The sequence below is a fragment of the Kitasatospora purpeofusca genome, from assembly GCF_036010405.1.
Lineage (GTDB): Bacteria > Actinomycetota > Actinomycetes > Streptomycetales > Streptomycetaceae > Kitasatospora > Kitasatospora purpeofusca.
The window spans coordinates 6,560,908-6,583,974 of record NZ_CP108561.1; the positions used below are offsets into that span (position 1 = coordinate 6,560,908).

A 23,067-nucleotide genomic window follows, 5' to 3' on the forward strand; every position below is an offset into this window, starting at 1 on the left:
GGAGCGCCGGGAGGGCCGTCCCAGCACGGTCCGTACCCGGGCCTGTGCTTATCGTCAGAGAGACGACTATGATCGTCGCCATGTCGCGTTATGACCCGTCGGCCTTCCCCCCGTTCGCAGTCACGGTCGACCTGGTCGTGCTGACGGTGCGCGAGCACGCGCTCTGTGCCCTGCTGGTCCGCCGGGGCGAGCCGCCCTACCAGGGCTACTGGGCGCTCCCGGGCGGTTTCGTCCGCCCCGACGAGGGCCTCGCCGAGGCGGCCTCGCGGGAGCTGGCCGAGGAGACCGGCCTGCGCGCCCCCACCGCCCCCGGGCACGACGCGGCCGGTCCCGGTGCGGCCGGCGCCCACCTGGAGCAGCTCGCCACCTACGGCCACCCCCAGCGCGACCCGCGGATGCGGGTGGTCAGCGTCGCCCACCTGGTGCTCGCGCCCGACCTGCCGACCCCGCGCGCGGGCGGCGACGCGAGCGGTGCCCGGTGGGCCCCGGTCACCGAGCTCCTCGGCCCGGACCGGGCCGACGGTGTTCCGCTCGCCTTCGACCACGGGCTGATCCTGGCGGACGGGGTGGAGCGCGCCCGCTCCAAGATCGAGTACTCCTCGCTGGCGACGGCGTTCTGCGCGACCGAGTTCACCGTCGGCGAGCTGCGCCGCGTCTACGAGGCGGTCTGGGGCGTGGTGCTCGATCCGCGGAACTTCCACCGCAAGGTCACCGGCACCCCGGGCTTCCTGCTGCCCTCCGGCGGCACGACGACCCGTCAGGGCGGGCGCCCGGCCCAGTTGTTCACCTCCGGCGGCGCCAGTGTGCTCAACCCGCCGATGCTGCGTCCGGAGTCCTGAGCCGCCCGGTCGTCACGGTCCGACCGGGTTCCCCGATGGGGCCGGCACCTCGCGCCCGGCCCGGCCCACGGGTCTCGGCCGCAGGATCGGATTGTCCCCTGATCGGGTGAGGTGTGCGGGCGGTCGGCCCATGGCGCTCCCGTAATGCCCGGAATCTCCGCCGCGGGCCCCTAATGTGCTGGCGCGGAACCGTGCGGGTGCGACCCGGCGCGCCGCGGACCAGGTCGGCCGAGGGCATGGGAGCAGCCAGCGATGATCCAGATCACCGGACTGACCAGGGTTCACCGAGGGGGAGGCCCCCCGGTGCTGCTGGACCTGACCTTCGAGGCCCGCCCGGGCGCGGTGACGGCCCTGCTCGGTCCCGAGGGGGCGGGCAAGTCGACCGCGCTGCGGCTGATGCTGGAACTCGAACGGGGCCGCGGCGTCACCCTCTTCGACGGCCGCACCTACCGCCGGCTGCGTCGGCCGGAGCGCGAGGTCGGCGTGCTCCTGTCCGGATCCGCCGACGCCCCCGGGGCGTCCGACCTGGCCGGGCACCCCGGCCGGAAGGCCCGGGGACACCTGAGGATGCTGGCGGCCGCGGTCGGCGCGCCCACCAGGCGGGCGGACGAACTCCTGGAGCGGACCAGGCTCGCCGCTGTCGCCGAGCAGCGCCTGCGCACCTACTCACCGGGCATGCACCGGCGGCTCGCCCTGGCGGCCGCTCTGCTCGGCGAGCCCGGCACGCTGCTCCTGGACGCGCCCACCGAAGGCCTCTCGCCGCGCAACGTGGAGTGGTTCCACGCCTTCCTGCGCTCCTTCGCCGCGGACGGGGGGACGGTCCTGGTCACCACCCGCACCCCGCAGGAGGCCTCGCAGCTCGCCGACCGGGTGGTGACGCTGGACCGGGGACGGCTGGCGGCGGACCAGTCGGTGACGGAGTTCCGGCGCACCCGGCTCAGCCCGGAGGTCGCGGTGCGGGGCCCCCAGATGGCCCGGCTCGCCGATCTGCTGGCCGGTCAGGGCGCTCAGGTCCGGCGGGACGGCGGGACCGAACTCGCGGTGTCCGGCGTCGGCCGGACCGAGATCGGCGAACTCGCCTACCGCCACGGCATCCTGCTGCACGAGCTCGCCGACCGGGTCGTCGAGCGGCCGGCCCCCCGGGCGGACCTGAGGGTGGTCGCGAGCGGCCCGGGCCGCCCCCGGACGCCCGGAGCCGCAGCTGCGACGGCGGCCCCGACCTCGATGGCACCGACGGCTACGGACGCGCCGGTGCCCGAGGACGCGATGGCGGTGACCGCGGTCCGGGCCGAACGGACCGGATGCACCGAACAGGCCGAACAGGCCGACCGGACGGTGGCGATGCCGGTGGCGCGGTCCCGGGCACTGGCCGCCGCCGGCCGGGACCCGGAGCCCGCACCCACTCTCGCCCTGCCGGTCGCGCCGCCCCCGGCCGGCGGCTCGTCGGCCGTGACCGCGTCCGCCGCGCCGGGGCCCCGCCGCGGCGCCCGGGCCGTCACCCGGGGCACGGCCGAGGCGGCCGAGGCGGCCCGGGTGCCCGCCGAGGCCGTCGGGACCGTGCGGACCGGGCGCCGCAGCAGCGGCCGGCGGGAGGACGAGACCTCCCCGGTGGTCGCGGTGGACCGGCTCTTCCGGGACGGGCTGACCGGCCTGGCGCGCTCGGCACAGGCCCCGGCGGCCGTGCCGGGGGCCGAGGCCCACCGGCGCCCGGGGGAGGCGGCCGACGGACTGCTGGGCGACGACACCGTCCGCCTGGGCCGCGTCACCCGCCCGCAGCCCGACCGGGCCGAGCAGCCCGCGCCCGACCGGTCGGCCGCACCCGGGGCGCACCCGACCGGGCCCGATCGGATCGGTGCGAACCCGGTCGGTGCGAACCCGACCGGGCCCGTTGTCCCCGCCACCTCTGACCTTCGGAGCGAGTGAACCGTGCGTGTTCTGGCTTATGAGCTGCGCCGGGTGCGCGGCCTGCGTTCGACCTGGCTGCTGCTCGGACTCGTGGTGGTCTGCAACGCGGTGGTCGCCGGCGTGCTGGCCGGCCAGGTGGGGGACCGGACCCTCGGCGGCGCGGCCGCGGTGCGGCTGCTGACGGCGGCGGTGCCGCTGGTGCCGCTGCCGTTCGCGGCACTGGGCGCCGGGGTGCTGGGCGCGCTGGCGTACGGCCACGAGGTGCGGCACCGGGGTCTGGCGGCCTCCCAGGTGTCCTACCCGCGCCGGGTCCGGCTGCTGACGGCCAAGCTGACGGTGACCGGCGCCCTCGCGGCGATGCTCGCCCTGGTCACGCTGCTGGTCGACGCGGTGACCGTGCACTTCGCCCTGCCCGCCGGGGTGACGGTGGCGGCCTGGTCGGACCCGGCCGCGCTGTCCGCCCGGGTCGCGGAGGCGCTGGCCCCGTCCGGTCCCGGCGGGCTCGACATGCTGCCGCCGGTGGCGGCGCCGCTGGCCCTGGTGGCCGGCCAGGGGGCGCCGACGGCGCTGCTGGCCTTCGTGCTGCTGGTGGTCGTGGCGGGCTGGACCGGGGTGCTGACCGCCGCGCTGACCCGGAGCGCCACCGCCGGGGTGCTGCTGCTCTGCGCCCTGCCGCCGCTGCTGGAGTCCGCGGTGGCGCTGGTGCTGCGGCAGAGCGGGACGCCCTGGCCGGCCCGGGCGGCGGAGCTGCTGCCGTTCCCGTCGGGGATCGAGTGGGCGTGCGGATGGGTGTACGGCGGGGACGGCCGGGTTGCGGGGGGCGGCGCGGTGTCGGCGGCTCCGGCCCTGACCGATCCGGTGCTGCAGGCCGCCGCGGTGGCGCCGGTGCTGGTGTTGCTGCTGGTCACCCTGGTGGTGCAGGCCCGGCGCCGGGCGCTCTGAGCCCGCGGCGGGCCGGGGCGGTTCGCCAAGATCGACCAATGGTGACCGTAATGAGTGGTTCACCCTGATAAGAAGTCAATTATCCAGTCACGGGCGATCACCCTTTCGTGTGCTTTTCACGAGAATTCTCAAGCTGTGCCCGCGGATCGCCGACAAAGGAGCTGTGAGTACCCTTGCGCACCCCACCATGACCCCCGCCCGTTCCGCCGATGGGGCCATCCCCGGCTCCGCCGACCTGGACCGCTACTCCTACGCCGACCGGCCCATCCCGCCGGCGCCCCGCTGGGAGGGCGCCGAGTCGGACCTCGCCCGGGTCGGCCGCAAGACCACCAGCAGCCGGGGCCGAGGCCTGCACGGCCAGCTCGTCCAGCAGTTGGGCCAGATGATCGTCTCCGGCGACCTCGGTGCCGACCGGCCGCTCGTCCCGGAGGAGATCGGCCAGCGGTTCGAGGTCTCCCGCACCGTCGTCCGCGAGTCGCTGCGCGTGCTGGAGGCCAAGGGCCTGGTCAGCGCCCGCCCCAACGTCGGCACCCGGGTCCGTCCGGTCAGCGACTGGAACCTCCTGGACCCGGACATCATCGAGTGGCGGGCCTTCGGCCCGCAGCGCGACGAGCAGCGCCGGGAGCTGTTCGAGCTGCGCTGGGCGATCGAGCCGCTGGCCTCCCGGCTGGCCTCCGGCCACGGCCGGGAGGACGTCCAGCAGCGGATGGCCGAGCTGATCGAGATCCTGGGCCACGCCTGCGCCCAGGCGGACCTCGCCACCTACGCCCGGGCCGACACCGAGCTGCACGTGCTCATCCTGCAGCTGGCCGGGAACCGCATGCTGGAGCACCTCTCCGGGATCGTCGCCTGCGCGCTCCAGGTGTCCGGCGGTCCGGCCACCGCCTGCGAGCGGCCCTCGGAGGCCTCGGTCGGGATGCACGCCCGGCTGGTGGAGGCGCTCGGCTCCGGCGACGGCAGTGCCGCCGAGAACACCATGCGGGCGCTGCTCACCGTCCACCCCGAGATCGAGCCCTCCGTTCCGGCGCCCCGGGAGCACTGAGCGGACCGTTCGGCGACCGGACACCGCCGCCCCGCCCCGCGACCTGCTCCCCGACCCGACCCGTCGTGGTCCGACGTCCGCGATTCCTCCGCGGCCTCCCGAAGTCCCCCTCGCGACCCCCGACCCCCCGGCTGCCGCCACGGTGCGGCCGGGGGGTCTCCGTACGTCCGGGGCCGCGCGGAGCGGCCGGGCGAGACGGGGGGTGAAACGGAGGGGCGGAGGGGGTGGAGGAAACGGCGGGCGAAAGGGAGGCGGAGGAGGAGGAAGGGGTGTCCCGACGGCGGTTCGGAGCCGGCCCGCACCCGCCGGACAGTGGAATGGCGTGTCCATGGTGAATGGTTGGGTCGCGGGTGGGGGATGATGGAGGCCGGCCCCGGGCCGCGGCCGCCCACCGGTGTGACCCGCGACACGAAGGCCATGCGTAACACTTGACGAGCAGCAGCGATGTCTCCTGAGCGGGAGCAGCTCCGGAATAACCCAACGTGTCAGAATGCTGTGTTGGTCCGCGGCGCTGCTGCCGTCCTGCAAACCCAGACCTCAAACCCGAGTCGGTCGGAATCGACACCGCGTGCCCGACGCGCGATCTCCTTCCCCGCCCGCTCGGGCGGCCGGTACGGGTTCGAGTCCACTCATCGTCCGAGAGGTTGTTCGTGTCGGCCAGCACATCCCGTTCACTTCCCCCCGAGATCGCCGAGTCCGCGGCTCTGCTGGCGCTCATCGAGCGGGGCAAGGCCCAGGGGCAGATCGCCGGTGACGACGTACGCCAGGCGTTCGAGGCGGACCAGATCCCGGTCACCAAGTGGAAGAACGTCATGCGCAGCCTCAACCAGGTTCTGATTGAGGAGGGGGTGGACCTCATGGTCAGCGCGGCCGAACCGGCCGGCGCCAAGCGCAAGAGCGTTGCTGCCAAGAGCCCCGCCAAGCGCACCGCGACCAAGGCGGTCACCACCCGGAACCCGGCCGCCCCGTCGGCCCCGACCAAGCCGCCCGTGCGCATCGCGCCCGGTGCGCCCGTCTCCACTCCGACGGTCGCGGCCGCCGCCGCGCCGGTCAGCACCGTGTCCGCCGAGATCACCGTCGAGGGGGCGACCGTCGGCACCGAGGTGAAGGCGGCCGTCGCCAAGAAGGCCGTGGCGAAGAAGGCCGTCGCCAAGAAGACCGCCGCGCCGGCCAAGAAGGCCGCCGCCAAGAAGACCACCACCGCCAAGACCGGCAAGGCCGGCGAGGAGGAGGGCCTCGGCGAGGAAGAGGTCCTCGAGGACGTGGCCCTGCCCGGCGACAAGCCCGCCGCCGAGGGCGACGCCCCGGAGGAGGAGTCGGAGGGCTTCGTCCTCTCCGACGACGACGAGGACGACGCCCCGGCCCAGCAGGTGGCCGTCGCCGGTGCCACCGCCGACCCGGTCAAGGACTACCTGAAGCAGATCGGCAAGGTCCCGCTGCTCAACGCCGAGCAGGAGGTCGAGCTCGCCAAGCGGATCGAGGCCGGCCTGTTCGCCGAGGACAAGCTGTCGGCCGCCGACAAGCTCGCTCCCAAGCTCAAGCGCGAGCTGGAGATCATCGCCGAGGACGGCCGCCGGGCCAAGAACCACCTGCTGGAGGCCAACCTCCGCCTGGTGGTCTCGCTGGCCAAGCGCTACACCGGTCGCGGCATGCTCTTCCTGGACCTCATCCAGGAGGGCAACCTCGGTCTGATCCGTGCGGTCGAGAAGTTCGACTACACCAAGGGCTACAAGTTCTCCACCTACGCGACCTGGTGGATCCGCCAGGCGATCACCCGAGCGATGGCCGACCAGGCCCGCACCATCCGTATCCCGGTGCACATGGTCGAGGTCATCAACAAGCTGGCCCGCGTCCAGCGCCAGATGCTCCAGGACCTGGGCCGCGAGCCCACCCCGGAGGAGCTGGCCAAGGAACTCGACATGACCCCCGAGAAGGTCATCGAGGTCCAGAAGTACGGTCGCGAGCCCATCTCGCTGCACACCCCGCTCGGCGAGGACGGCGACAGCGAGTTCGGTGACCTCATCGAGGACTCCGAGGCGGTCGTCCCGGCCGACGCGGTCTCCTTCACCCTGCTCCAGGAGCAGCTGCACTCGGTCCTGGACACCCTGTCCGAGCGCGAGGCGGGCGTGGTCTCGATGCGCTTCGGCCTGACGGACGGTCAGCCGAAGACGCTCGACGAGATCGGCAAGGTGTACGGGGTCACCCGTGAGCGCATCCGCCAGATCGAGTCGAAGACCATGTCCAAGCTGCGTCACCCGTCGCGTTCCCAGGTGCTGCGCGACTACCTGGACTGATCGACGGTTCGGTACCGACGTCCGACCGGAAGGCCCGGAGCTCCGCGCTCCGGGCCTTCCGGCTGTTCGGGAGGGGCGGACGTCACCGTCCGGGTGGCCCTTGTCGCTCGTCCGGGTGGCGGTGCGCCGCTGAGCGGTCGCGGACCGTGGCCGGTCACCTACGCTGTGCCGGTTGCCTGCTGCCGAGCCACCTGGAGACACGGTGCCGCCCACCCCGGACCGTCCGGACCGCGCCGACCCGCCGACCGACGCGCCCCGCGCCGCCCGCCCCGCCGCGCGCGCGGCCCGGGTGACCGCCCGGCCCGCTCCCGCCCGGGCGCCCCGGTACCGCAGGGCCGCCGTGCTGACGCTGCTGGCCGCCCTGCCCGCGCCGCTGCTGGTGCTCGGCCCGGCCGGCGCCGCCGCGCACGCCCGGCCGCAGGGGCGGATCGTCGGCGGAACGGCCGAGAGCACGGGCGACCACCCCTGGGTGGTGGCGCTGGCCAGCCGGCAGCAGTTCGGCTCCGGCCGCTCGGGCCAGTTCTGCGGGGGAGCGCTGGTCACCCCCACCAAGGTGGTGACGGCGGCGCACTGCTTCTACGACGAGTCCGGCGGGCACCAGGTGGACCGGCCCGGGCTGCGGGTCGTGGTCGGCCGGGACGACCTGCGCGGCACGGTCGGCCGGGAGGTGGAGGTGCGGGAGGTCCGGATCCACCCCGACTACTCGTTCACCACCAACATGAACGATGTGGCGGTGGTCACCCTCGCGGAGTCGCAGGGGAGCCGGCCGGTGATCGACCTGGTCGGCCAGGGCGAGACCGAGCCGTACCGCGCGGGGACCCCGGCCCGGGTCTACGGCTGGGGGGACACCACCGGCCACGGTGACTACTCGCCCCAGCTGCGGGGCGTGGACGTGCCGGTCATCGCGGACCAGACCTGCGCCCAGGCCTACCCGGGCGGCCAGGACGGGCGTTTCGACGCCCGGGGCATGGTGTGCGCGGGCGAGGAGCGGGGCGGGAAGGACGCCTGCCAGGGCGACAGCGGCGGGCCGCTGGTGGTCGCGGGCCGGCTCGCGGGGCTGGTGTCCTGGGGGACGGGCTGCGCCGAGGCCGCCCACCCGGGTGTCTACACCCGGATCGCCTCGGTCGCCGACGCGGTCCGCGCCCTCCTGTAGCCGAACGGGCACGGACCGCCGCCCGATCGGGCCACCACCGGGGCCCATGGGGCCGGGGGTCGGCGGTCCGGGGCCGAGCGGTCGGGGAGCGGCCGGTCCGGGATGGGCGGTCCGGGAACGACGAAGCCGGGCGGCCGGCCCCAGGAGGGCGGTCGCCCGGCTCACCCGGTCGCACGCGGTGTGCGACCGGACACAGCTCGACGTCGGTCTGCTGCTGGCGGCGCCCGGGATCAGCGCTCGTCTTCGTTGGCCGTGGCGGCAGTGGTGCCGAGGCGGTTGCTCTCGTCCTGTATCTCCACGGCGATCTTCTTGAGCTCCGGCTCGAACTTCCGGCCGTGGTGGGCGCAGAAGAGCAGCTCTCCACCGCTGGCGAGTACGACGCGCAGGTAAGCCTGGGCGCCGCAGCGGTCGCAGCGGTCAGCCGCGGTGAGCGGGCTCGCAGGGGTCAGAACAGTAGTCACGTCGCCTCTTCTCTAGCTCGACGAGCTGTCGTACCAGGGTCAACATCCAACCAGGCCGAAAACGTTCCCGCTCGTGGCTTTTCTTCTCTGAGGATTCTGCTGTCGTTGATGAGGACGTGCCCCGGGGGCCGGTGGTTCATGCGTACCGGATCCCAGGATCCGCCCGCGGCTCGAACGCCCGATCGGAACCGGGTGCGGGAGTCCGCGTAGCATAATCCTCTGCTGGGTTGGAGCATAAGCCCCGTCCCGGGCCCCGGTAGCCTGCATAACGGCAGTTCCGGAGCCTGTGCCCGGTCCCACGGCCCGCCAGGAGCAGTGGTACCGGGAGGAGATGGAGCCCCGGCGTCCCGAATCCGGCACGGCTCTTGTTCGCGGAGCGCGTACAAGCTGCGCGGGACCGGCCCGCCGTGCTGTGCACCCAGCGGAGGGGTGCGCACACGGAGGGGAACGGCTGTCGGTGCGGTGTGCTGCACTGGCGGACGCTCCGCACCTGTCCGGATCTGCCCGGATGTGACCGATGAGACAGAACTTCACCGAGGAGAGTGCCGCGTGAGTGCCGAAACGACCGTGCCGTCCGCTCTGCTGGCCGGCGACGACGGTTCCAACTACACCGCTCGGCACCTGCTCGTCCTGGAGGGCCTGGAGGCGGTCCGCAAGCGTCCCGGCATGTACATCGGCTCGACCGACAGCCGCGGTCTGATGCACTGCCTCTGGGAGATCATCGACAACTCGGTGGACGAGGCGCTGGGCGGCTACTGCGACCGGATCGAGGTCGTCCTGCACGAGGACTCCTCGGTCGAGGTCCGCGACAACGGACGCGGCATCCCGGTCGACGTCGAGCCCAAGACCGGGCTGTCCGGGGTCGAGGTCGTGATGACCAAGCTGCACGCCGGCGGCAAGTTCGGCGGCGGCTCCTACGCGGCCTCCGGCGGTCTGCACGGCGTCGGCGCCTCGGTGGTCAACGCGCTCTCGGCCCGGCTGGACGTCGAGGTCGACCGCAGCGGCCACACCCATGCGATCAGCTTCCGGCGCGGCACCCCCGGCATCTTCACCGAGGCCGGCCCGGACGCCCCGTTCGAGGCTGCCAACGGCCTCAGCCGGACCCGCAAGGTGCCCAAGGCCCGCACCGGTACCCGCATCCGCTACTGGGCGGACCGGCAGATCTTCCTCAAGGACGCCAAGCTCTCGCTGGAGCACTTGCACAACCGGGCCCGGCAGACCGCCTTCCTGGTCCCCGGCCTGACCATCCTCGTGCGTGACGAGCGGCTCACCGAGAGCGAGCAGGTCGACGAGAGCACCTTCCGTTTCGACGGCGGCATCGCCGAGTTCTGCGAGTTCCTGGCGCCGGACAAGCCGATCAGCGACGTGCTGCGGCTGCACGGCGAGGGCACCTTCAAGGAGACCGTGCCCGTCCTGGACGAGCTCGGCCACATGACGCCGACCGAGGTCACCCGGCAGCTCGGGGTGGACATCGCGCTGCGCTGGGGCACCGGTTACGACACCACGCTGCGCTCCTTCGTCAACATCATCGCCACCCCCAAGGGCGGCACCCACGTCACCGGCTTCGAGCGCTCGCTGGCCAAGACCGTGAACGAGGTGCTGCGGGCCACCAAGCTGCTGCGGGTCGCCGAGGACGACGTCACCAAGGACGATGCCACCGAGGGACTCACCGCCGTGGTCACCGTCCGCCTGGCCGAGCCGCAGTTCGAGGGCCAGACCAAGGAGGTGCTCGGCACCTCGGCGGCCAACCGGATCGTCGCGGCCGTCCTCGCCAAGGAGCTCAAGACCTTCCTCACCTCCGGCAAGCGGGACGAGAAGGTCCAGGCCCGGGCGGTGCTGGAGAAGGTGGTGGCCGCCGCCCGGACCCGGGTCGCCGCCCGCCAGCACAAGGAGGCCCAGCGCCGGAAGACCGCGCTGGAGACCAGCTCGCTGCCGGCGAAGCTGGCCGACTGCCGCAGCGACGACGTCGAGCGCAGCGAACTCTTCATCGTCGAGGGCGATTCCGCGCTCGGCACCGCCAAGCTGGCCCGCAACTCCGAGTTCCAGGCCCTGCTGCCGATCCGCGGCAAGATCCTCAACGTGCAGAAGGCGTCCGTGAGCGACATGCTCAAGAACACCGAGTGCGCGGCGATCATCCAGGTGATAGGGGCCGGTTCGGGCCGCACCTTCGACATCGACCAGGCCCGCTACGGCCGGGTCATCTTCATGGCCGACGCCGATGTCGACGGCTCGCACATCCGCTGCCTGCTGCTGACCCTGTTCCAGCGGTACATGCGGCCCATGGTCGAGCAGGGCCGGGTCTTCGCGGCCGTGCCGCCGCTGCACCGGGTCGAGCTCACCAACCCCAAGCGCGGCCAGGAGAAGTACCACTACACCTACTCGGACGCCGAGCTGCGCTCCACCCTGCTGGAGTTCCAGCGCAAGAACCTGCGCTGGAAGGAACCGGTCCAGCGGTACAAGGGCCTCGGCGAGATGGACGCCGACCAGCTGGCCGAGACCACCATGGACCCGCGCCACCGCACGCTGCGCCGGATCAACCTGGGCGACCTGGACCAGGCCGAGAAGGTCTTCGACCTGCTGATGGGCAACGACGTGGCACCGCGCAAGGAGTTCATCGTGGACTCGGCGGCCACTCTCGACCGCTCGCGCATCGACGCCTGAGCGACCGCGCCGGAAGGGGCCCTCCACCCGTGGGTGGAGGGCCCCTTCGCATCGGTTTCCACCCGCCCTCCACCTCGGCTCCGATCAGCCGCGGGCGGCGGATCCGTAGCGTCGGGGAGGTCGGACAGAGCCTCCCCGGACGGAGAACCCCGATGCCCACCCTGGTCGACGCCGCGCTCGTGGTCGTGGTGATGGTGCTCGTGCTCCGGCGCCAGATGCGCCCCCGGCTCCTGGACACCGACCGCCGCTTCTGGCTGCTGCCGCTGGTCCTCGCCGTCGTGGCGCTGCGGGATCCGCAGCTGATCGACCGGCGGGACACGGTCTGGTCCGTCGTCCTGCTCGGCTGCGGCACGGTCGCGGTGCTCGCGGCCGGCTCGGTGTGGGGCTGGACCGTCCGGCTGTGGAGGGACGCGGACGGGGCGCTCTGGTCCCGGGGCACCCGGGCCACGCTGGCCGCCTGGGGCGGGACGGTCGCGGTCAGGGCCGGCCTGTTCGGGCTCGGGGCGGCGCTGCACCTGCGGCAGTCGAGCAGCGCGCTGCTGCTGAGCCTGGCGGTCCTGCTGCTGGTCCGCTCGCTCGTGGTGCACTGGAGGGCGCGGTCCCTCCTGCCCCTGGGGCGGGTCACCCTGACGTCCTGACCACCGCCGCGCGTACGAGGAGGCACCCCCTTGGTCGAGGCCGACCGCTTCTGGACCGGCTGGCCGTCCCGCGAGGGGCTGGAGCACGACGCCGTCAGCCGCCCCCGGCGGATCCTCGCCGGGCTCGGCCGGCTCGCCCTGCTGACCACCGTCTGCTGGGGGACCTTCTCCGACGGCCGGTACTCCGGCTGGGCGGTGGTGGCCGAGGTCGCCGGGCTGGTCACGGCGGTCGTGCTCGTCGCCGGCTTCCTGCACGCCTGCCGGGAGCAGCGCCCGGTGCCGGCGTACGCGCTGGCGGCCGGGCTGTCCGCGACCGCCTGGCTGGCCAACGCGGGGCACGCCTACCTGCTCGCCGACGTGCTCTGGTACGGGCTGGCGGTGACCGCGCTGATCCGGCTGCCGCCCGGGCCGGCGCTGCTCACCGCCGGGGCCTCGCTCGGCTCGTACGCGGCGGTCAGCTGGGCGGGCACCCTGAGCATCGCGGCCACCTGCGGCGGACTGCTGCTGCTCGGTTACCTGCTCCGGCTGGACGTCGAGGCGCGGGGGACGGCGCGGCGGCTGCTCGTCCAGGAGCGGGCCGCGCGGGCGGCCGAGGCGGAGAGCGCGGCGCTCGCCGAACGGGCCAGGATCGCCCGGGAGATCCACGACGTGCTGGCGCACAGCCTCTCCGCCCAGCTGGTGCACCTGGAGGCGGCCCGGCTGATGCTGGACGCCGGCACCGACCGGGAGCAGGTCAGGGAGCGGGTGGTGGCCGCCCGGCGGATGGCGCAGGACGGGCTCGCCGAGACCAGGCAGGCGCTGTCGGCGCTGCGCGGCGAGTTCACCCCGGTCGGCGACTACCTGGTGGAGCTGACCGGGCGGGAGCGCGCGGAGTTCCGGGTGGCCGGGATGCCCCGTCCACTGGCCGCCGAGGCGGGGCTCGCGGTCCGGCGCACGGCGCAGGAGGCACTGACCAATGTGCGCAAACACGCCCCCGGCGCGCGCTGCACCGTCGAACTGCGCTATCTGCCCGAGGAGGTCGAGCTGGAGGTGCGGGACGAGGCCGCGGGGCGCGCGGACGTGCCCGGCGGGCTGGCGGCGAGCGGTGGCGGGTACGGTCTGCTGGGGATGCGCGAACGCGCCGAACTGCTCGGCGGCAGCCTGCTGGCGGGCCCGCACGAGGGAGGATGGCGCGTGCTGCTGCGAGTGCCCGCATGACGGGGCCGGCGGTGACCAGGGTGCTGGTCGCGGACGACCAGACCGTGGTCCGCGAGGGCATCGTGATGCTGCTCGGGCTGCTGCCGGGGATCGAGGTGGTCGGTGCGGCGGCGGACGGCGAGGAGGCGGTCGCGCTGGTCGCGCGGCACCGTCCGGACGTGGTGCTGATGGACCTGCGGATGCCGCGCTGCGACGGCGTCGAGGCGACCCGGCGGATCCGGGCCGGGTACCCGGGCACCGAGGTCGTGGTGCTCACCACCTATGCCGACGACGAGTCGCTGTTCCCGGCGCTGCGGGCCGGGGCACGGGGGTATCTGACCAAGGACGCGGGCGGCGAGGAGATCGCCCGGGCGATCGCGGACGTCCGCTCGGGGGCGGCCGGGCTCTCGCCGCAGGTGCAACTGCGGCTGCTGGAGCGGCTGTCGGGGGCGGCCGACCCGGCGCCGTCGGGGGAGCCGTCCTCGGCGCCGTCCGCGGTGCCGGCCGCGGAGCCGCCGGACGGGCTGACCGCGCGGGAGGCGGAGGTGCTGGGGCTGATCGCGGAGGGCCTCTCCAACACCGAGATCGCCCGTCGGCTGTACGTCGGTCCGGCCACCGTGAAGACCCACATCAACAACCTGTTCGCCAAGACCGGCGTGCGGGACCGGGCGCAAGCGGTCGCGTACGCCTTCCGACACGGAATCACCGGGTCGCCGCAGTAGTCGGATGAGCGTCTGTCGGATCATCGATCACCTCATCGAGTGAACGTATCTGCGTTGGGAGTTTGGGGAGTTGGGGCGACCCCATGATGGGTCGGGTCACAACCCCCCGGTCCAGGAGCAGCCGTGCCACAACCGCAGACGAGAAGTCCAGAGCCGGGCGGACGGGTGGACTGGTGGGCCTCGGCACCGGCATCACCACCGGTGGCGCCATCGGGGGTGCCTCCGCTGTCGGCGCCCCCGGCATCCCCGGCATCCCCGGAACCCCTGACGCCCCCGGCGCCGCAGGCCGGGGTCGTTCCCGCGACCGGTCCCGCGACCGGCCCCGGGGCCGGACTCTCGGACGACGCCAGCACCGAGGTCTACCGCTCCGTCCAGAACAGCCTGGCCTTCCAGCGGATCCGCCACAGCTACCGGTCCTTCGTCTTCCCGGTCAGCGGCGTGTTCCTCGCCTGGTACCTGCTGTACGTGGCCGCCCAGGCCGCCGCCCCCGGGCTGATGCGCACCCCGGTCGCCGGCCCGGTCAACGTGGCCTGGCTGCTCGGCCTGCTGCAGTTCGCCACGACCTTCCTGCTGACCTGGCTCTACGCCCGCAACGCCCGCACCCAGCGCGACCGGGCCGCCCTGTCGCTGCGCTGGGACACCCAGGACCAGTTGCGATGAGGACCGCCACCCCGCCCCCCGTCGCCCCCGCCGGCGACCACCACGACCTGGCCGTGGTGCTGTTCGCGGTCATCGTCCTGGTCACCCTCGGGATCACCTTCTGGGCCGGCCGCCGTCGCGGTGGCGGCGCCGACGACTTCTACGCCGGCGGCCGCGACTTCACGCCGCTGCAGAACGGCTTCGCGCTCTCCGGCGACTACCTCTCCGCCGCCTCCTTCCTCGGCGTCGCCGGGCTGATCGCGCTGTTCGGCTACGACGGCGTGCTCTACAGCATCGGCTTCCTGGTGGCCTGGCTGGTCGTCCTGATGCTGGTCGCCGAACTGGTCAGGAACGCCGGCCGGTACACCCTGGCCGATGTGCTGGCGCTGCGGCTGCGCCGGCGCAAGGTCCGGGCCGCGGCCGGCGGTGCCAGCGTCGTGGTGACGCTGTTCTACCTGGTCGCCCAGATGGTCGGCGCGGGCAGTCTGGTCGCCCTGCTGCTCGGCACCAACAGCGCCGAGGCCAGGACCTGGACCATCGTGGCGGTGGGCGGTCTGATGATCGTCTACGTCACGGTCGGCGGGATGCGGGCCACCACCTGGATCCAGATCGTCAAGGCGTTCCTGCTGGTGGCCGGCTCGGTGCTGCTGACGGTGCTGCTGCTGGTGCGCTTCCACGGCGACGTCGCCGAGCTGATGCGGCAGGCGGCCCAGCACAGCGGCGCCGGTCAGCGGTACCTGGAGCCCGGGCTGAAGTACGGCAAGAGCTTCACCAGCCGGCTGGACTTCTTCAGCCTCGGCCTCGCCCTGGTGCTCGGCACCGCGGGGCTGCCGCACATCCTGTCCCGCTTCTACACCGTGCCCACCGCCCGGGCCGCCCGGCGCTCGACGATGTGGGCGATCGGGCTGGTCGGCGGCTTCTACCTGATGGCCATCGCGCTGGGCCTCGGCGCCACCGCACTGGTCGGCTCGGCGGAGGTCCGGCACGCCAACGCGGCGGGCAACACCGCCGTCCCGCTGCTCGCCCTGGTGCTGGGCGGTGGCAACGGCTCCACCGGCGGGGTGGTGCTGTTCGCGGTGATCTCGGCGATCGCCTTCGCCACCATCCTCGCCGTGGTCGCCGGGCTCACCCTGGCCTCCTCGGCGGCCTTCGCCCACGACATCTGGGCGGGCGCCTGGCGGGGGCGTCCCCGTCGGCGGCAGCGGGGGGCACGTGGCCGACGGGCCCTCGTCCCGGCCTCCCGGCGGGCACGCGGCGGCGCGGACGCCGCGACCGGAACGGCGACGGAGCGGACGGAGGACGGGGCACCGGCGACCACCGAGCGCCAGGAGGTGCTGGTCGCCCGGATCGCGGCGGTCGGGATCGGCGCGGTGGCGATCGTGCTGAGCCTCTTCGCGCAGCAGCTGAACGTCGCCTTCCTGGTCGGCCTGGCCTTCGCCGTGGCCGCCTCCGCCAACCTGCCGGTGCTGCTCTACAGCCTGTTCTGGCGGCGGTTCACCCCGCGCGGCGCGGTCTGGTCGGTGTACGGCGGGCTGATCCCGGCGGTGGTGCTGGTGGCCTTCTCGCCGGTCGTGTCCGGTACCAAGGTGGCGCTCTTCCCCGGCGTGGACTTCCACTGGTTCCCGCTGGAGAACCCGGGCCTCGTCTCCATCCCGCTCGGCTTCCTGGCCGGGTGGATCGGCACCCTCACCTCGCCCGAGCCGGCCGATCCGGACCGGTACGCCGAGCTGGAGGTCCGGGCCCTGACCGGGGCCGGGGCCGCCTGACGGCGAGGCTCCCGGCCGTGGTCCGGCCGACTTCCACGACCCCCGGCGGACCCCGCCGGGGGTCGTGCCGTTCCCCGCCCCCGGGGCGGCGAGGGGTCGGGGCGGTCAGAGCTCGCGCAGGGAGGTGACCTCCATCCGGGACGGCGTGCCCGCTGCCTTGCCGCAGCTCTCGGGCCGGGCCGGCTCGCTGACGCCCTCGGCCACCCCGACCTCCCAGGACCGGCCGTCCTCGTGCCGGACGCCGACCACCCAGCGGCCCGCGCCGTCCGCCCGCTGGGCCAGGGACAGCGCGTCCGCCCGGGTCTCCCCGGTGACCAGCCGCACGGCCTGGTCGGCGGCCTGGCCCGGCCGGTCCCAGCCGGAACAGCCGCGCGACCACTCCGGCGCCATGTGGCCGGCCGCCGTGGCCGCCAGCACCTCCTTGGCCGACTCGGCGGTCAGCCGCCCGTAGGTGTAGCCGTACGGCAGGACCAGCATCGTGGGGGAGAAGCGGTGCCCGCCCAGATGCGTCACCTCCCACACCTCGCTGTGCCCGGCGGCGGCCAGCTCGGCCGCGAGGGGGCGGCCCAGCAGGGCGCAGCAGCGGTCGCGGCGGCCGTTGGTGCACACCAGGGCGATCGGGCCGCCGATGTGGGGGGCTCCGAAGCCGCCGTGCTCGCCTGCGCCCAGCGCGGTGAAGTCCAGGGCGAGCAGCTCCGCCGGGTCCGCCACCGAGGCCCGGCGGACCCAGCTCCGGCCGGGGGACGGGACGGTGTGCGCCACGACCACCTCGTGCCGGGCGGTCGGCAGGCAGTCCGCGTGCCGGCCGGGGCGGCGGATCAGCGCGACCCGGACGCCGGTGCCGCCGGTCGCGGCGTCCAGCGCGCGGCCGACCTCCGGGTCCAGGTGGCTCTGGCCGAGCGCCTTGGCACCCCACGGGCCGGTCTGTTCGACCAGCAGCCAGGTGGTGGCGGTCGCGGCGGTGGCGGCCAGCGGCTCCGACAGTTCACGCGACAACGTCGCACAGGTGCTCACGGCGGTAAGGCTACCCTTGCCGCCCGCTCCCGGCCCGGCCGCCGGGGCGCGGCCGACCGCGGGCCGGCCGACCGCGGGCCGGCCGACCGCGTCGGTGCGGGCCGTGCCGGGAGCGCCGGAGGGGCGCCGACCCGGTCGGTCGGCGCCCCTCCGGCGGTGGCGGGCCCGCCCTGAAAGGGGCCCGGACAGCCCCTAGAAGGGACCGGCCACGGTGCTGATCGGGCTGCTCACCGGGGTGCCGGAGCCGTCCCGGCGCGGGTCGCGCTCCGGCAGGTCGACCGGCGCGCCCTTGGGACCGGCGGCGCGGGCGGGAGCCGGCCCGGCCCAGGCGAAGGCGAGCGCGTCCTCGCCGCGCAGGAAGCGCTGGCAGCGCACCCCGCCGGTGGCCCGGCCCTTGCGCGGGTACTGCTCGAAGGGGGTGACCTTCCAGCTGGACTGGGCCTCGCCGGTGAGGGTGCCGGCGGCGCCGGCCACCGAGACGACCACCGCGTCGACGGCCGGGTCGACGGCGGTGAAGGAGAGCACCCGGGCGCCGTCGGACAGCTTGACGCCAGCCATGCCGCCGGCCGGCCTGCCCTGCGGGCGGACCTGCCCGGCGGGGTAGCGCAGCAACTGGGCGTCGGAGGTGATGAAGACGAGGTCCTCCTCGCCGGTGCGCAGCTCGACCGCGCCGACCACCTCGTCGCCCTCCTTGAGCCCGATCACCTCGAACTCGTCCTTGTTGGCGGGCCATTCGGGGACCACCCGCTTGACGACGCCCTGGACGGTGCCCAGCGCCAGGCCGGGCGAGGACTCGTCCAGCGTGGTGAGCGCGAGCACCCGCTCGCCGTCCTCCAGCCGGAGGAACTCGGTGACCAGCGCGCCGCCGGCCAGCGTCGGCGACGGGGTGGGCGGCAGTGCCGGCAGGTCGATGACCGGCAGTCGCAGGACCCGGCCGGCCGAGGTGACCACGCCGATGTCGGCGCGGGCGGTGGTCGGCACCGCGGAGACGATGACGTCGTTCTTGGCGCGCTTCTCCGACACCTCGAACGGCTCGCCGTCGGCGGTGCGGGCGAGCAGGCCGGTGGAGGAGAGCAGCACCCGGCACGGGTCGTCCGCGACCTCCAGCGGAACGGTCAGCGAGGCGGCCGGAGCGGCGCCGGCCTCCAGCAGCACGGTGCGCCGCTCGGTGCCGAACTGCTTGGCGACGGCGCCGAGTTCGGTGGAGACCACGCTGCGCAGCCTGGTGTCGGACTCCAGGATCTCGGTCAGCTCGGCGATCTCCGAGTTGAGCTTGGCCTGCTCCTGCTCCAGCTCGACCCGGTCGAAGCGGGTGAGCCGGCGCAGCGGGGTGTCGAGGATGTACGCGGTCTGCGTCTCGCTCAGCGAGAAGCGCTCGATCAGGCGCTCCTTGGCCTGGGCCGCGTTGTCGCTGGACCGGATGAGGGCGATGACCTCGTCGATGTCGACCAGGGCGACCAGCAGGCCCTCGACCAGGTGCAGCCGCTCCTGGCGCTTGCGGCGGCGGAAGTCGCTGCGCCGGCGGACCACCTCGAAGCGGTGGTCGACGTAGACCTCCAGCAGCTCCTTGAGGCCGAGGGTGAGCGGCTGGCCGTCGACCAGTGCCACGTTGTTGATGCCGAAGGTCTCCTCCATCGGCGTCAGCTTGTAGAGCTGCTCCAGCAGGGCCTCGGGCACGAAGCCGTTCTTGACCTCGATGACGAGGCGCAGTCCGTGCTCGCGGTCGGTGAGGTCCTTGACGTCCGCGATGCCCTGGAGCTTCTTCGCGTTGACGAGGTCCTTGATCTTGGAGATGACCTTCTCCGGGCCGACGTTGTACGGCAGCTCGGTGACCACGATGCCCTTGCGGCGGGCGCTGACGGCCTCGACGGTCGTGGTGGCACGGATCTTGAAGGTGCCCCGGCCGGACTCGTAGGCGTCCCTGATGCCGGAGAGGCCGACGATCCGTCCGCCGGTGGGCAGGTCGGGGCCGGGGACGAACCGCATCAGGGTGTCGAGGTCGGCGGTCGGGTGCTTGATCAGGTGCCGGGCGGCGGCGACGACCTCGGAGAGGTTGTGCGGCGGCATGTTGGTGGCCATGCCGACCGCGATGCCGGTGGCGCCGTTGACCAGCAGGTTGGGGAAGGCCGCGGGGAGGGCGAGCGGTTCCTGCTCGCTGCCGTCGTAGTTGGGGCCGAAGTCGACGGTGTCCTCGTGGATCGACTCGACCATGGCCATCGAGGCGGCGGTGAGCCGCGACTCGGTGTAGCGCATGGCGGCCGGCGGGTCGTCGTTGCCGAGCGAGCCGAAGTTGCCGTGGCCGTCGATCAGCGGCAGCCGCATCGAGAACGGCTGGGCCATGCGGACGACCGAGTCGTAGATGGAGGCGTCACCGTGCGGGTGCAGCCGGCCCATCACCTCGCCCACCAGGCGGGCGCACTTGACGTGGCCGCGCTCCGGGCGCAGGCCCATCTCGTTGGCCTGGTACAGGATGCGGCGGTGCACCGGCTTGAGGCCGTCCCGCGCGTCCGGGAGGGCCCGGGAGTAGATGACGGAGTAGGCGTACTCGAGGAACGAGCCCTGCATCTCGTCCACGACGTCGACGTCGAGGATGCGCTCCTCGAAGTCTCCGGGGGGCGGGGTCTGCGAACTGCGGCGGGCCATCGCGGCGGGGCTCCCTTACGTCTCGCTTGCTTCTCGTCCACGTCTCGTCGGCGCGGTCTCGCCGGGCTGTCGGCTGTGCTGTCAACAGGGCTCGGCGCCCCCATTGTGGACCCTCCCGCCGACAGTCCCGGCCAGCGCCCCTCTTCCGCCCCTGGCGAACGTCCTGTCCGCGCGGACACATCCACGGCGCTCGCGCGTTGCACCACAATGGGGGACGTCACACGAAAACCCCCCGACGTCGACGACGGGAAGGACCCGAGCGCATGGCCAACCCGGCCCCCGCCTCCCAGCAGCGAGGCATCGCCATCACCGAGCACCGCCTGGCCAATGGCCTGCGCGTCGTCCTCTCCGAGGACCACCTGACCCCGGTGGCCGCGGTCTGCCTCTGGTACGACGTGGGCTCCCGGCACGAGGTGAAGGGCCGCACCGGGCTGGCCCACCTGTTCGAGCACCTCATGTTCCAGGGATCCGCGAACGTGTCCAACAACGGGCACTTCGAGCTGGTCCAGGGCGCCGGCGGTTCGCTCAACGGCACCACGAGCTTCGAGCGCACCAACTACTTCGAGACCATGCCGGCCCACCAGTTGGAGCTCGCGCTCTGGCTGGAGGCGGACCGGATGGGCTCGCTGCTGGCCGCCCTCGACGACGCGTCGATGGAGAACCAGCGCGACGTGGTGAAGAACGAGCGCCGCCAGCGGTACGACAACGTGCCCTACGGCACCGCGTTCGAGCGGCTCACCGCGCTGTCGTTCCCGGACGGCCACCCCTACCACCACACCCCGATCGGCTCGATGGCCGACCTGGACGCGGCCACGCTGGAGGACGCCCGGGCGTTCTTCCGCACGTACTACGCGCCCAACAACGCGGTGCTGTCGGTGGTCGGCGACATCGACCCGGAGCAGGCGATCGCCTGGGTGGAGAAGTACTTCGGCAGCATCCCCGCGCACGACGGCAAGCAGCCGCCGCGCGACGGCGCCCTGCCGGAGAGCATCGGCCGGGAGATCCGCGAGCTGATCCGCGAGGACGTCCCCTCCCGCGCGCTGATGGCCGCCTACCGGCTGCCGCACGACGGCACCCGCGAGGCGGACGCCGCCGACCTGGCGCTGACCGTCCTCGGCAGCGGCGAGTCGAGCCGGCTGTACAACCGGCTGGTCCGCCGGGACCGCACCGCCGTCGCGGCGGGCTTCGGCCTGCTGCGGCTGTCCGGCGCGCCCAGCCTGGGCTGGCTGGACGTCAAGACCTCGGGCGACGCCACCGTCGAGCAGATCGAGGCGGCCGTCGACGAGGAGCTGGCCCGGTTCGCGGCCGAGGGTCCGACCCCGGCCGAACTGGAGCGCGCCCAGGCGCAGATCGAGCGCGAGTGGCTGGACCGGCTCACCACGGTGGCCGGCCGAGCCGACGAACTCTGCCGCTACGCCGTGCTGTTCGGCGACCCGAAGCTGCTGAACGACGCCCTGCCGAAGGTCCTCGACGTCACCGCCGAGGAGGTGCGGGCCGTCGCCGCGGCCCGGCTGCACCCGCAGAACCGGGCGGTCCTGGTGTACGAGCCGACCACGGCCGAGGACACCGCCGCCGACACCGCTGCCACCGCCGAGACCGACGAGGAGGGCGCCGCCGTATGAGCACCGAGTACGTCCCCGCCATGACTTTCCACCAGCAGCCCCAGCCCGGCACGCCCACCCCGTGGGCGTTCCCGGCGCCGGAGCGCGCCGCCCTCGGCAACGGCATCACGGTGCTGCACTGCCACCGCCCCGGCCAGCAGCTGGTGGCCGTCGACGTGCTGCTCGACGCCCCGCTCGCCGCCGAGCCGGAGGGCCTGGACGGCGTCGCCTCGATCCTGGCCCGGGCGCTCAGCGAGGGCACCGACACGCTGACGGCCGAGGAGTTCGCGGCCGAGCTGGAGCGGGCCGGCGCCACCCTGGACGCGCACGCCGACCACCCGTGCATCCGGGTCTCGCTGGAGGTCCCGGCCTCCCGGCTGGCCCGCGGCCTGGACCTGCTGGCCGCCGCGCTGGGCAGCCCGGCGCTGCCGGAGGACGAGATCGAGCGGCTGGTCGCCAACCGGCTGGACGAGATCGTGCACGAGCAGGCCAACCCGGCCCGGCGGGCCGCCAAGGCGCTGTACGCCTCGCTGTTCGACGCCGCCGACCGGCTCTCCCGCCCGCGCGGCGGCAGCGCCGAGACGGTCAAGGCCATCGACCGGGCCTCGGTCCGGGCCTTCTACGAGGGGCACGTGCGGCCCGCGACCACCACCGTGGTGGTGGTCGGCGACCTCACCGGCACCGATCTGCCGGCCCTGCTGGAGTCCACCCTCGGCGGCTGGAAAGGCGCCCCGGCCGCGCCGGCCGCGCACGCCCCGGTGACCGGTGACGACACCGGCCGGGTGATCATCGTGGACCGGCCCGGTGCGGTGCAGACCCAGCTGCTGATCGGGCGGATCGGCCCGGACCGGCACGACCCGGCCTGGGCCGCGCAGATCCTCGGCACCTACTGCCTGGGCGGCACCCTCACCTCCCGGCTGGACCGGGTGCTGCGGGAGGAGAAGGGCTACACCTACGGCGTGCGGGCGTTCGCGCAGCCGCTGCGCTCGGCTGCGGACGGCAGCGGGCGCGCCATGCTGGCGATCAGCGGTTCGGTGGACACCGCCTCCACCGCCCCGGCGCTGGCCGACACCTGGACCATCCTGCGCACGCTGGCCGCGGAGGGGCTCACCGACGCGGAGCGCGAGGAGGCGGTGCAGTTCCTGGTCGGGGTGGCGCCGCTGAAGTACGAGACGGCGGGCTCGGTGGCCGGGACCCTGGCCGACCAGGTCGAGCAGTACCTGGCGGACGACTTCCAGGCGGAGGTCTACCGGCAGCTGGCCGAGCTGTCGACCGAGGCCGCCACCGAGGCCGTGGTGAACGCCTTCCCGCCGGACCGGCTGGTGACGGTCCTGGTCGGTGACGCCTCGGCGTTCGCGGACCAGGTGCGTGAGCTGGGCATCGGCGAGGTGACGGTGATCGGGGCCTGATCCGGCCCGGACCCCGGGGCCCGGTGCAGCGTCGTGACGCTGCACCGGGCCCTTTCGCGTGCCGGCGCCGCCGTCCACCCCTGTGCCGGTGGTCTGCCGGACCGGCGTTAATTCCCTTGCCGGTGCGGGGCGGTGCGTGGCTAGATATCCCCGGCAACCGGT

Annotated in this window: 17 protein-coding genes; 14 read left to right on the forward strand and 3 right to left on the reverse strand. The window is 73.9% G+C overall.

Annotation, left to right across the window (positions count from 1 at the left end; all coding sequences use genetic code 11):
* Positions 1-80: 80 nt before the first annotated feature.
* The 6 genes from OG715_RS28680 (at position 81) to OG715_RS28705 (ending at position 8,175) form a co-directional block, all read left to right on the forward strand.
* The gene (locus tag OG715_RS28680) at positions 81-839 is read left to right on the forward strand and encodes an NUDIX hydrolase (RefSeq protein ID WP_266274377.1); all 759 of its coding nucleotides are present in this window, start codon (positions 81-83) and stop codon (positions 837-839) included.
* A gap of 252 nt (positions 840-1,091) precedes the next feature.
* Positions 1,092-2,762, forward strand: a complete 1,671-nt coding sequence (locus tag OG715_RS28685; RefSeq protein WP_266274376.1) for an ATP-binding cassette domain-containing protein — start codon at positions 1,092-1,094, stop codon at positions 2,760-2,762.
* Positions 2,763-2,765: 3 nt separating this feature from the next.
* Entirely contained in the window at positions 2,766-3,686 is a 921-nt protein-coding gene (locus tag OG715_RS28690) for a hypothetical protein (RefSeq protein WP_266274375.1), read from the forward strand.
* 109 nt (positions 3,687-3,795) lie between these two features.
* Positions 3,796-4,728 (forward strand): FadR/GntR family transcriptional regulator, encoded by a 933-nt coding sequence (locus OG715_RS28695; protein ID WP_323182238.1) that lies wholly within the window; start codon positions 3,796-3,798, stop codon positions 4,726-4,728.
* Positions 4,729-5,372: 644 nt separating this feature from the next.
* Positions 5,373-7,022 (forward strand): RNA polymerase sigma factor, encoded by a 1,650-nt coding sequence (locus OG715_RS28700; RefSeq protein ID WP_266274373.1) that lies wholly within the window; start codon positions 5,373-5,375, stop codon positions 7,020-7,022.
* Between the two features lie 343 nt (positions 7,023-7,365).
* Positions 7,366-8,175 (forward strand): S1 family peptidase, encoded by an 810-nt coding sequence (locus OG715_RS28705; protein ID WP_407661136.1) that lies wholly within the window; start codon positions 7,366-7,368, stop codon positions 8,173-8,175.
* Positions 8,176-8,405: 230 nt separating this feature from the next.
* Here the strand turns inward: OG715_RS28705 and OG715_RS28710 are convergent, their stop codons facing one another.
* Positions 8,406-8,636 (reverse strand): DUF7455 domain-containing protein, encoded by a 231-nt coding sequence (locus tag OG715_RS28710; RefSeq protein ID WP_266274372.1) that lies wholly within the window; start codon positions 8,634-8,636, stop codon positions 8,406-8,408.
* Between the two features lie 549 nt (positions 8,637-9,185).
* Between OG715_RS28710 and OG715_RS28715 the strand changes: the two genes are divergently transcribed.
* The 6 genes from OG715_RS28715 (at position 9,186) to OG715_RS28740 (ending at position 16,238) form a co-directional block, all read left to right on the forward strand.
* Positions 9,186-11,297, forward strand: a complete 2,112-nt coding sequence (locus OG715_RS28715) for a DNA gyrase/topoisomerase IV subunit B (RefSeq protein WP_266274371.1) — start codon at positions 9,186-9,188, stop codon at positions 11,295-11,297.
* A 152-nt stretch (positions 11,298-11,449) separates the two neighbouring features.
* Positions 11,450-11,935 (forward strand): DUF1453 domain-containing protein, encoded by a 486-nt coding sequence (locus OG715_RS28720; RefSeq protein ID WP_266274370.1) that lies wholly within the window; start codon positions 11,450-11,452, stop codon positions 11,933-11,935.
* 30 nt (positions 11,936-11,965) lie between these two features.
* Complete coding sequence (locus tag OG715_RS28725; RefSeq protein ID WP_266274369.1) at positions 11,966-13,132, forward strand: sensor histidine kinase; 1,167 nt, start codon at positions 11,966-11,968, stop codon at positions 13,130-13,132.
* On the forward strand, positions 13,129-13,833 hold the full coding sequence (locus OG715_RS28730) for a response regulator transcription factor (protein WP_266274368.1): 705 nt from the start codon (positions 13,129-13,131) through the stop codon (positions 13,831-13,833). The genes OG715_RS28725 and OG715_RS28730 overlap by 4 nt, the downstream gene beginning before the upstream one ends.
* Positions 13,834-14,049: 216 nt before the next feature.
* Positions 14,050-14,493: a DUF485 domain-containing protein gene (locus tag OG715_RS28735; protein ID WP_266274367.1), complete on the forward strand. Its 444-nt coding sequence runs from the start codon at positions 14,050-14,052 to the stop codon at positions 14,491-14,493.
* The gene (locus OG715_RS28740; protein ID WP_266274366.1) at positions 14,490-16,238 is read left to right on the forward strand and encodes a solute symporter family protein; all 1,749 of its coding nucleotides are present in this window, start codon (positions 14,490-14,492) and stop codon (positions 16,236-16,238) included. Before OG715_RS28735 ends, OG715_RS28740 begins: the two co-directional genes overlap by 4 nt.
* Positions 16,239-16,343: 105 nt before the next feature.
* Here the strand turns inward: OG715_RS28740 and OG715_RS28745 are convergent, their stop codons facing one another.
* A complete protein-coding gene (locus OG715_RS28745) occupies positions 16,344-17,252 on the reverse strand; it encodes a sucrase ferredoxin (protein ID WP_266274365.1) in 909 nt (302 codons plus the stop codon).
* Positions 17,253-17,444: 192 nt separating this feature from the next.
* On the reverse strand, positions 17,445-19,895 hold the full coding sequence (locus OG715_RS28750) for a DNA gyrase/topoisomerase IV subunit A (protein WP_266274364.1): 2,451 nt from the start codon (positions 19,893-19,895) through the stop codon (positions 17,445-17,447).
* Positions 19,896-20,158: 263 nt separating this feature from the next.
* Here OG715_RS28750 and OG715_RS28755 point away from each other — a divergent pair, with 263 nt between their 5' ends.
* Together OG715_RS28755 and OG715_RS28760 are read left to right on the forward strand one after the other, a co-directional pair.
* Positions 20,159-21,517: a M16 family metallopeptidase gene (locus OG715_RS28755; protein ID WP_266274363.1), complete on the forward strand. Its 1,359-nt coding sequence runs from the start codon at positions 20,159-20,161 to the stop codon at positions 21,515-21,517.
* A gap of 20 nt (positions 21,518-21,537) precedes the next feature.
* Complete coding sequence (locus OG715_RS28760; protein ID WP_266274710.1) at positions 21,538-22,905, forward strand: M16 family metallopeptidase; 1,368 nt, start codon at positions 21,538-21,540, stop codon at positions 22,903-22,905.
* Positions 22,906-23,067: the final 162 nt, after the last annotated feature.

What these genes read in the sequence shown, in the direction of transcription:
- OG715_RS28730 (WP_266274368.1), top strand. Translation starts at nt 13,129, where the DNA reads ATGACGGGGCCGGCGGTGACCAGGGTGCTGGTCGCGGACGACCAGACC.
- OG715_RS28685 (WP_266274376.1), top strand. Translation starts at nt 1,092, where the DNA reads ATGATCCAGATCACCGGACTGACCAGGGTTCACCGAGGGGGAGGCCCC.
- OG715_RS28750 (WP_266274364.1), bottom strand. Translation starts at nt 19,895, where the DNA reads ATGGCCCGCCGCAGTTCGCAGACCCCGCCCCCCGGAGACTTCGAGGAG.
- OG715_RS28755 (WP_266274363.1), top strand. Translation starts at nt 20,159, where the DNA reads ATGGCCAACCCGGCCCCCGCCTCCCAGCAGCGAGGCATCGCCATCACC.
- OG715_RS28740 (WP_266274366.1), top strand. Translation starts at nt 14,490, where the DNA reads ATGAGGACCGCCACCCCGCCCCCCGTCGCCCCCGCCGGCGACCACCAC.
- OG715_RS28680 (WP_266274377.1), top strand. Translation starts at nt 81, where the DNA reads ATGTCGCGTTATGACCCGTCGGCCTTCCCCCCGTTCGCAGTCACGGTC.
- OG715_RS28720 (WP_266274370.1), top strand. Translation starts at nt 11,450, where the DNA reads ATGCCCACCCTGGTCGACGCCGCGCTCGTGGTCGTGGTGATGGTGCTC.
- OG715_RS28760 (WP_266274710.1), top strand. Translation starts at nt 21,538, where the DNA reads ATGACTTTCCACCAGCAGCCCCAGCCCGGCACGCCCACCCCGTGGGCG.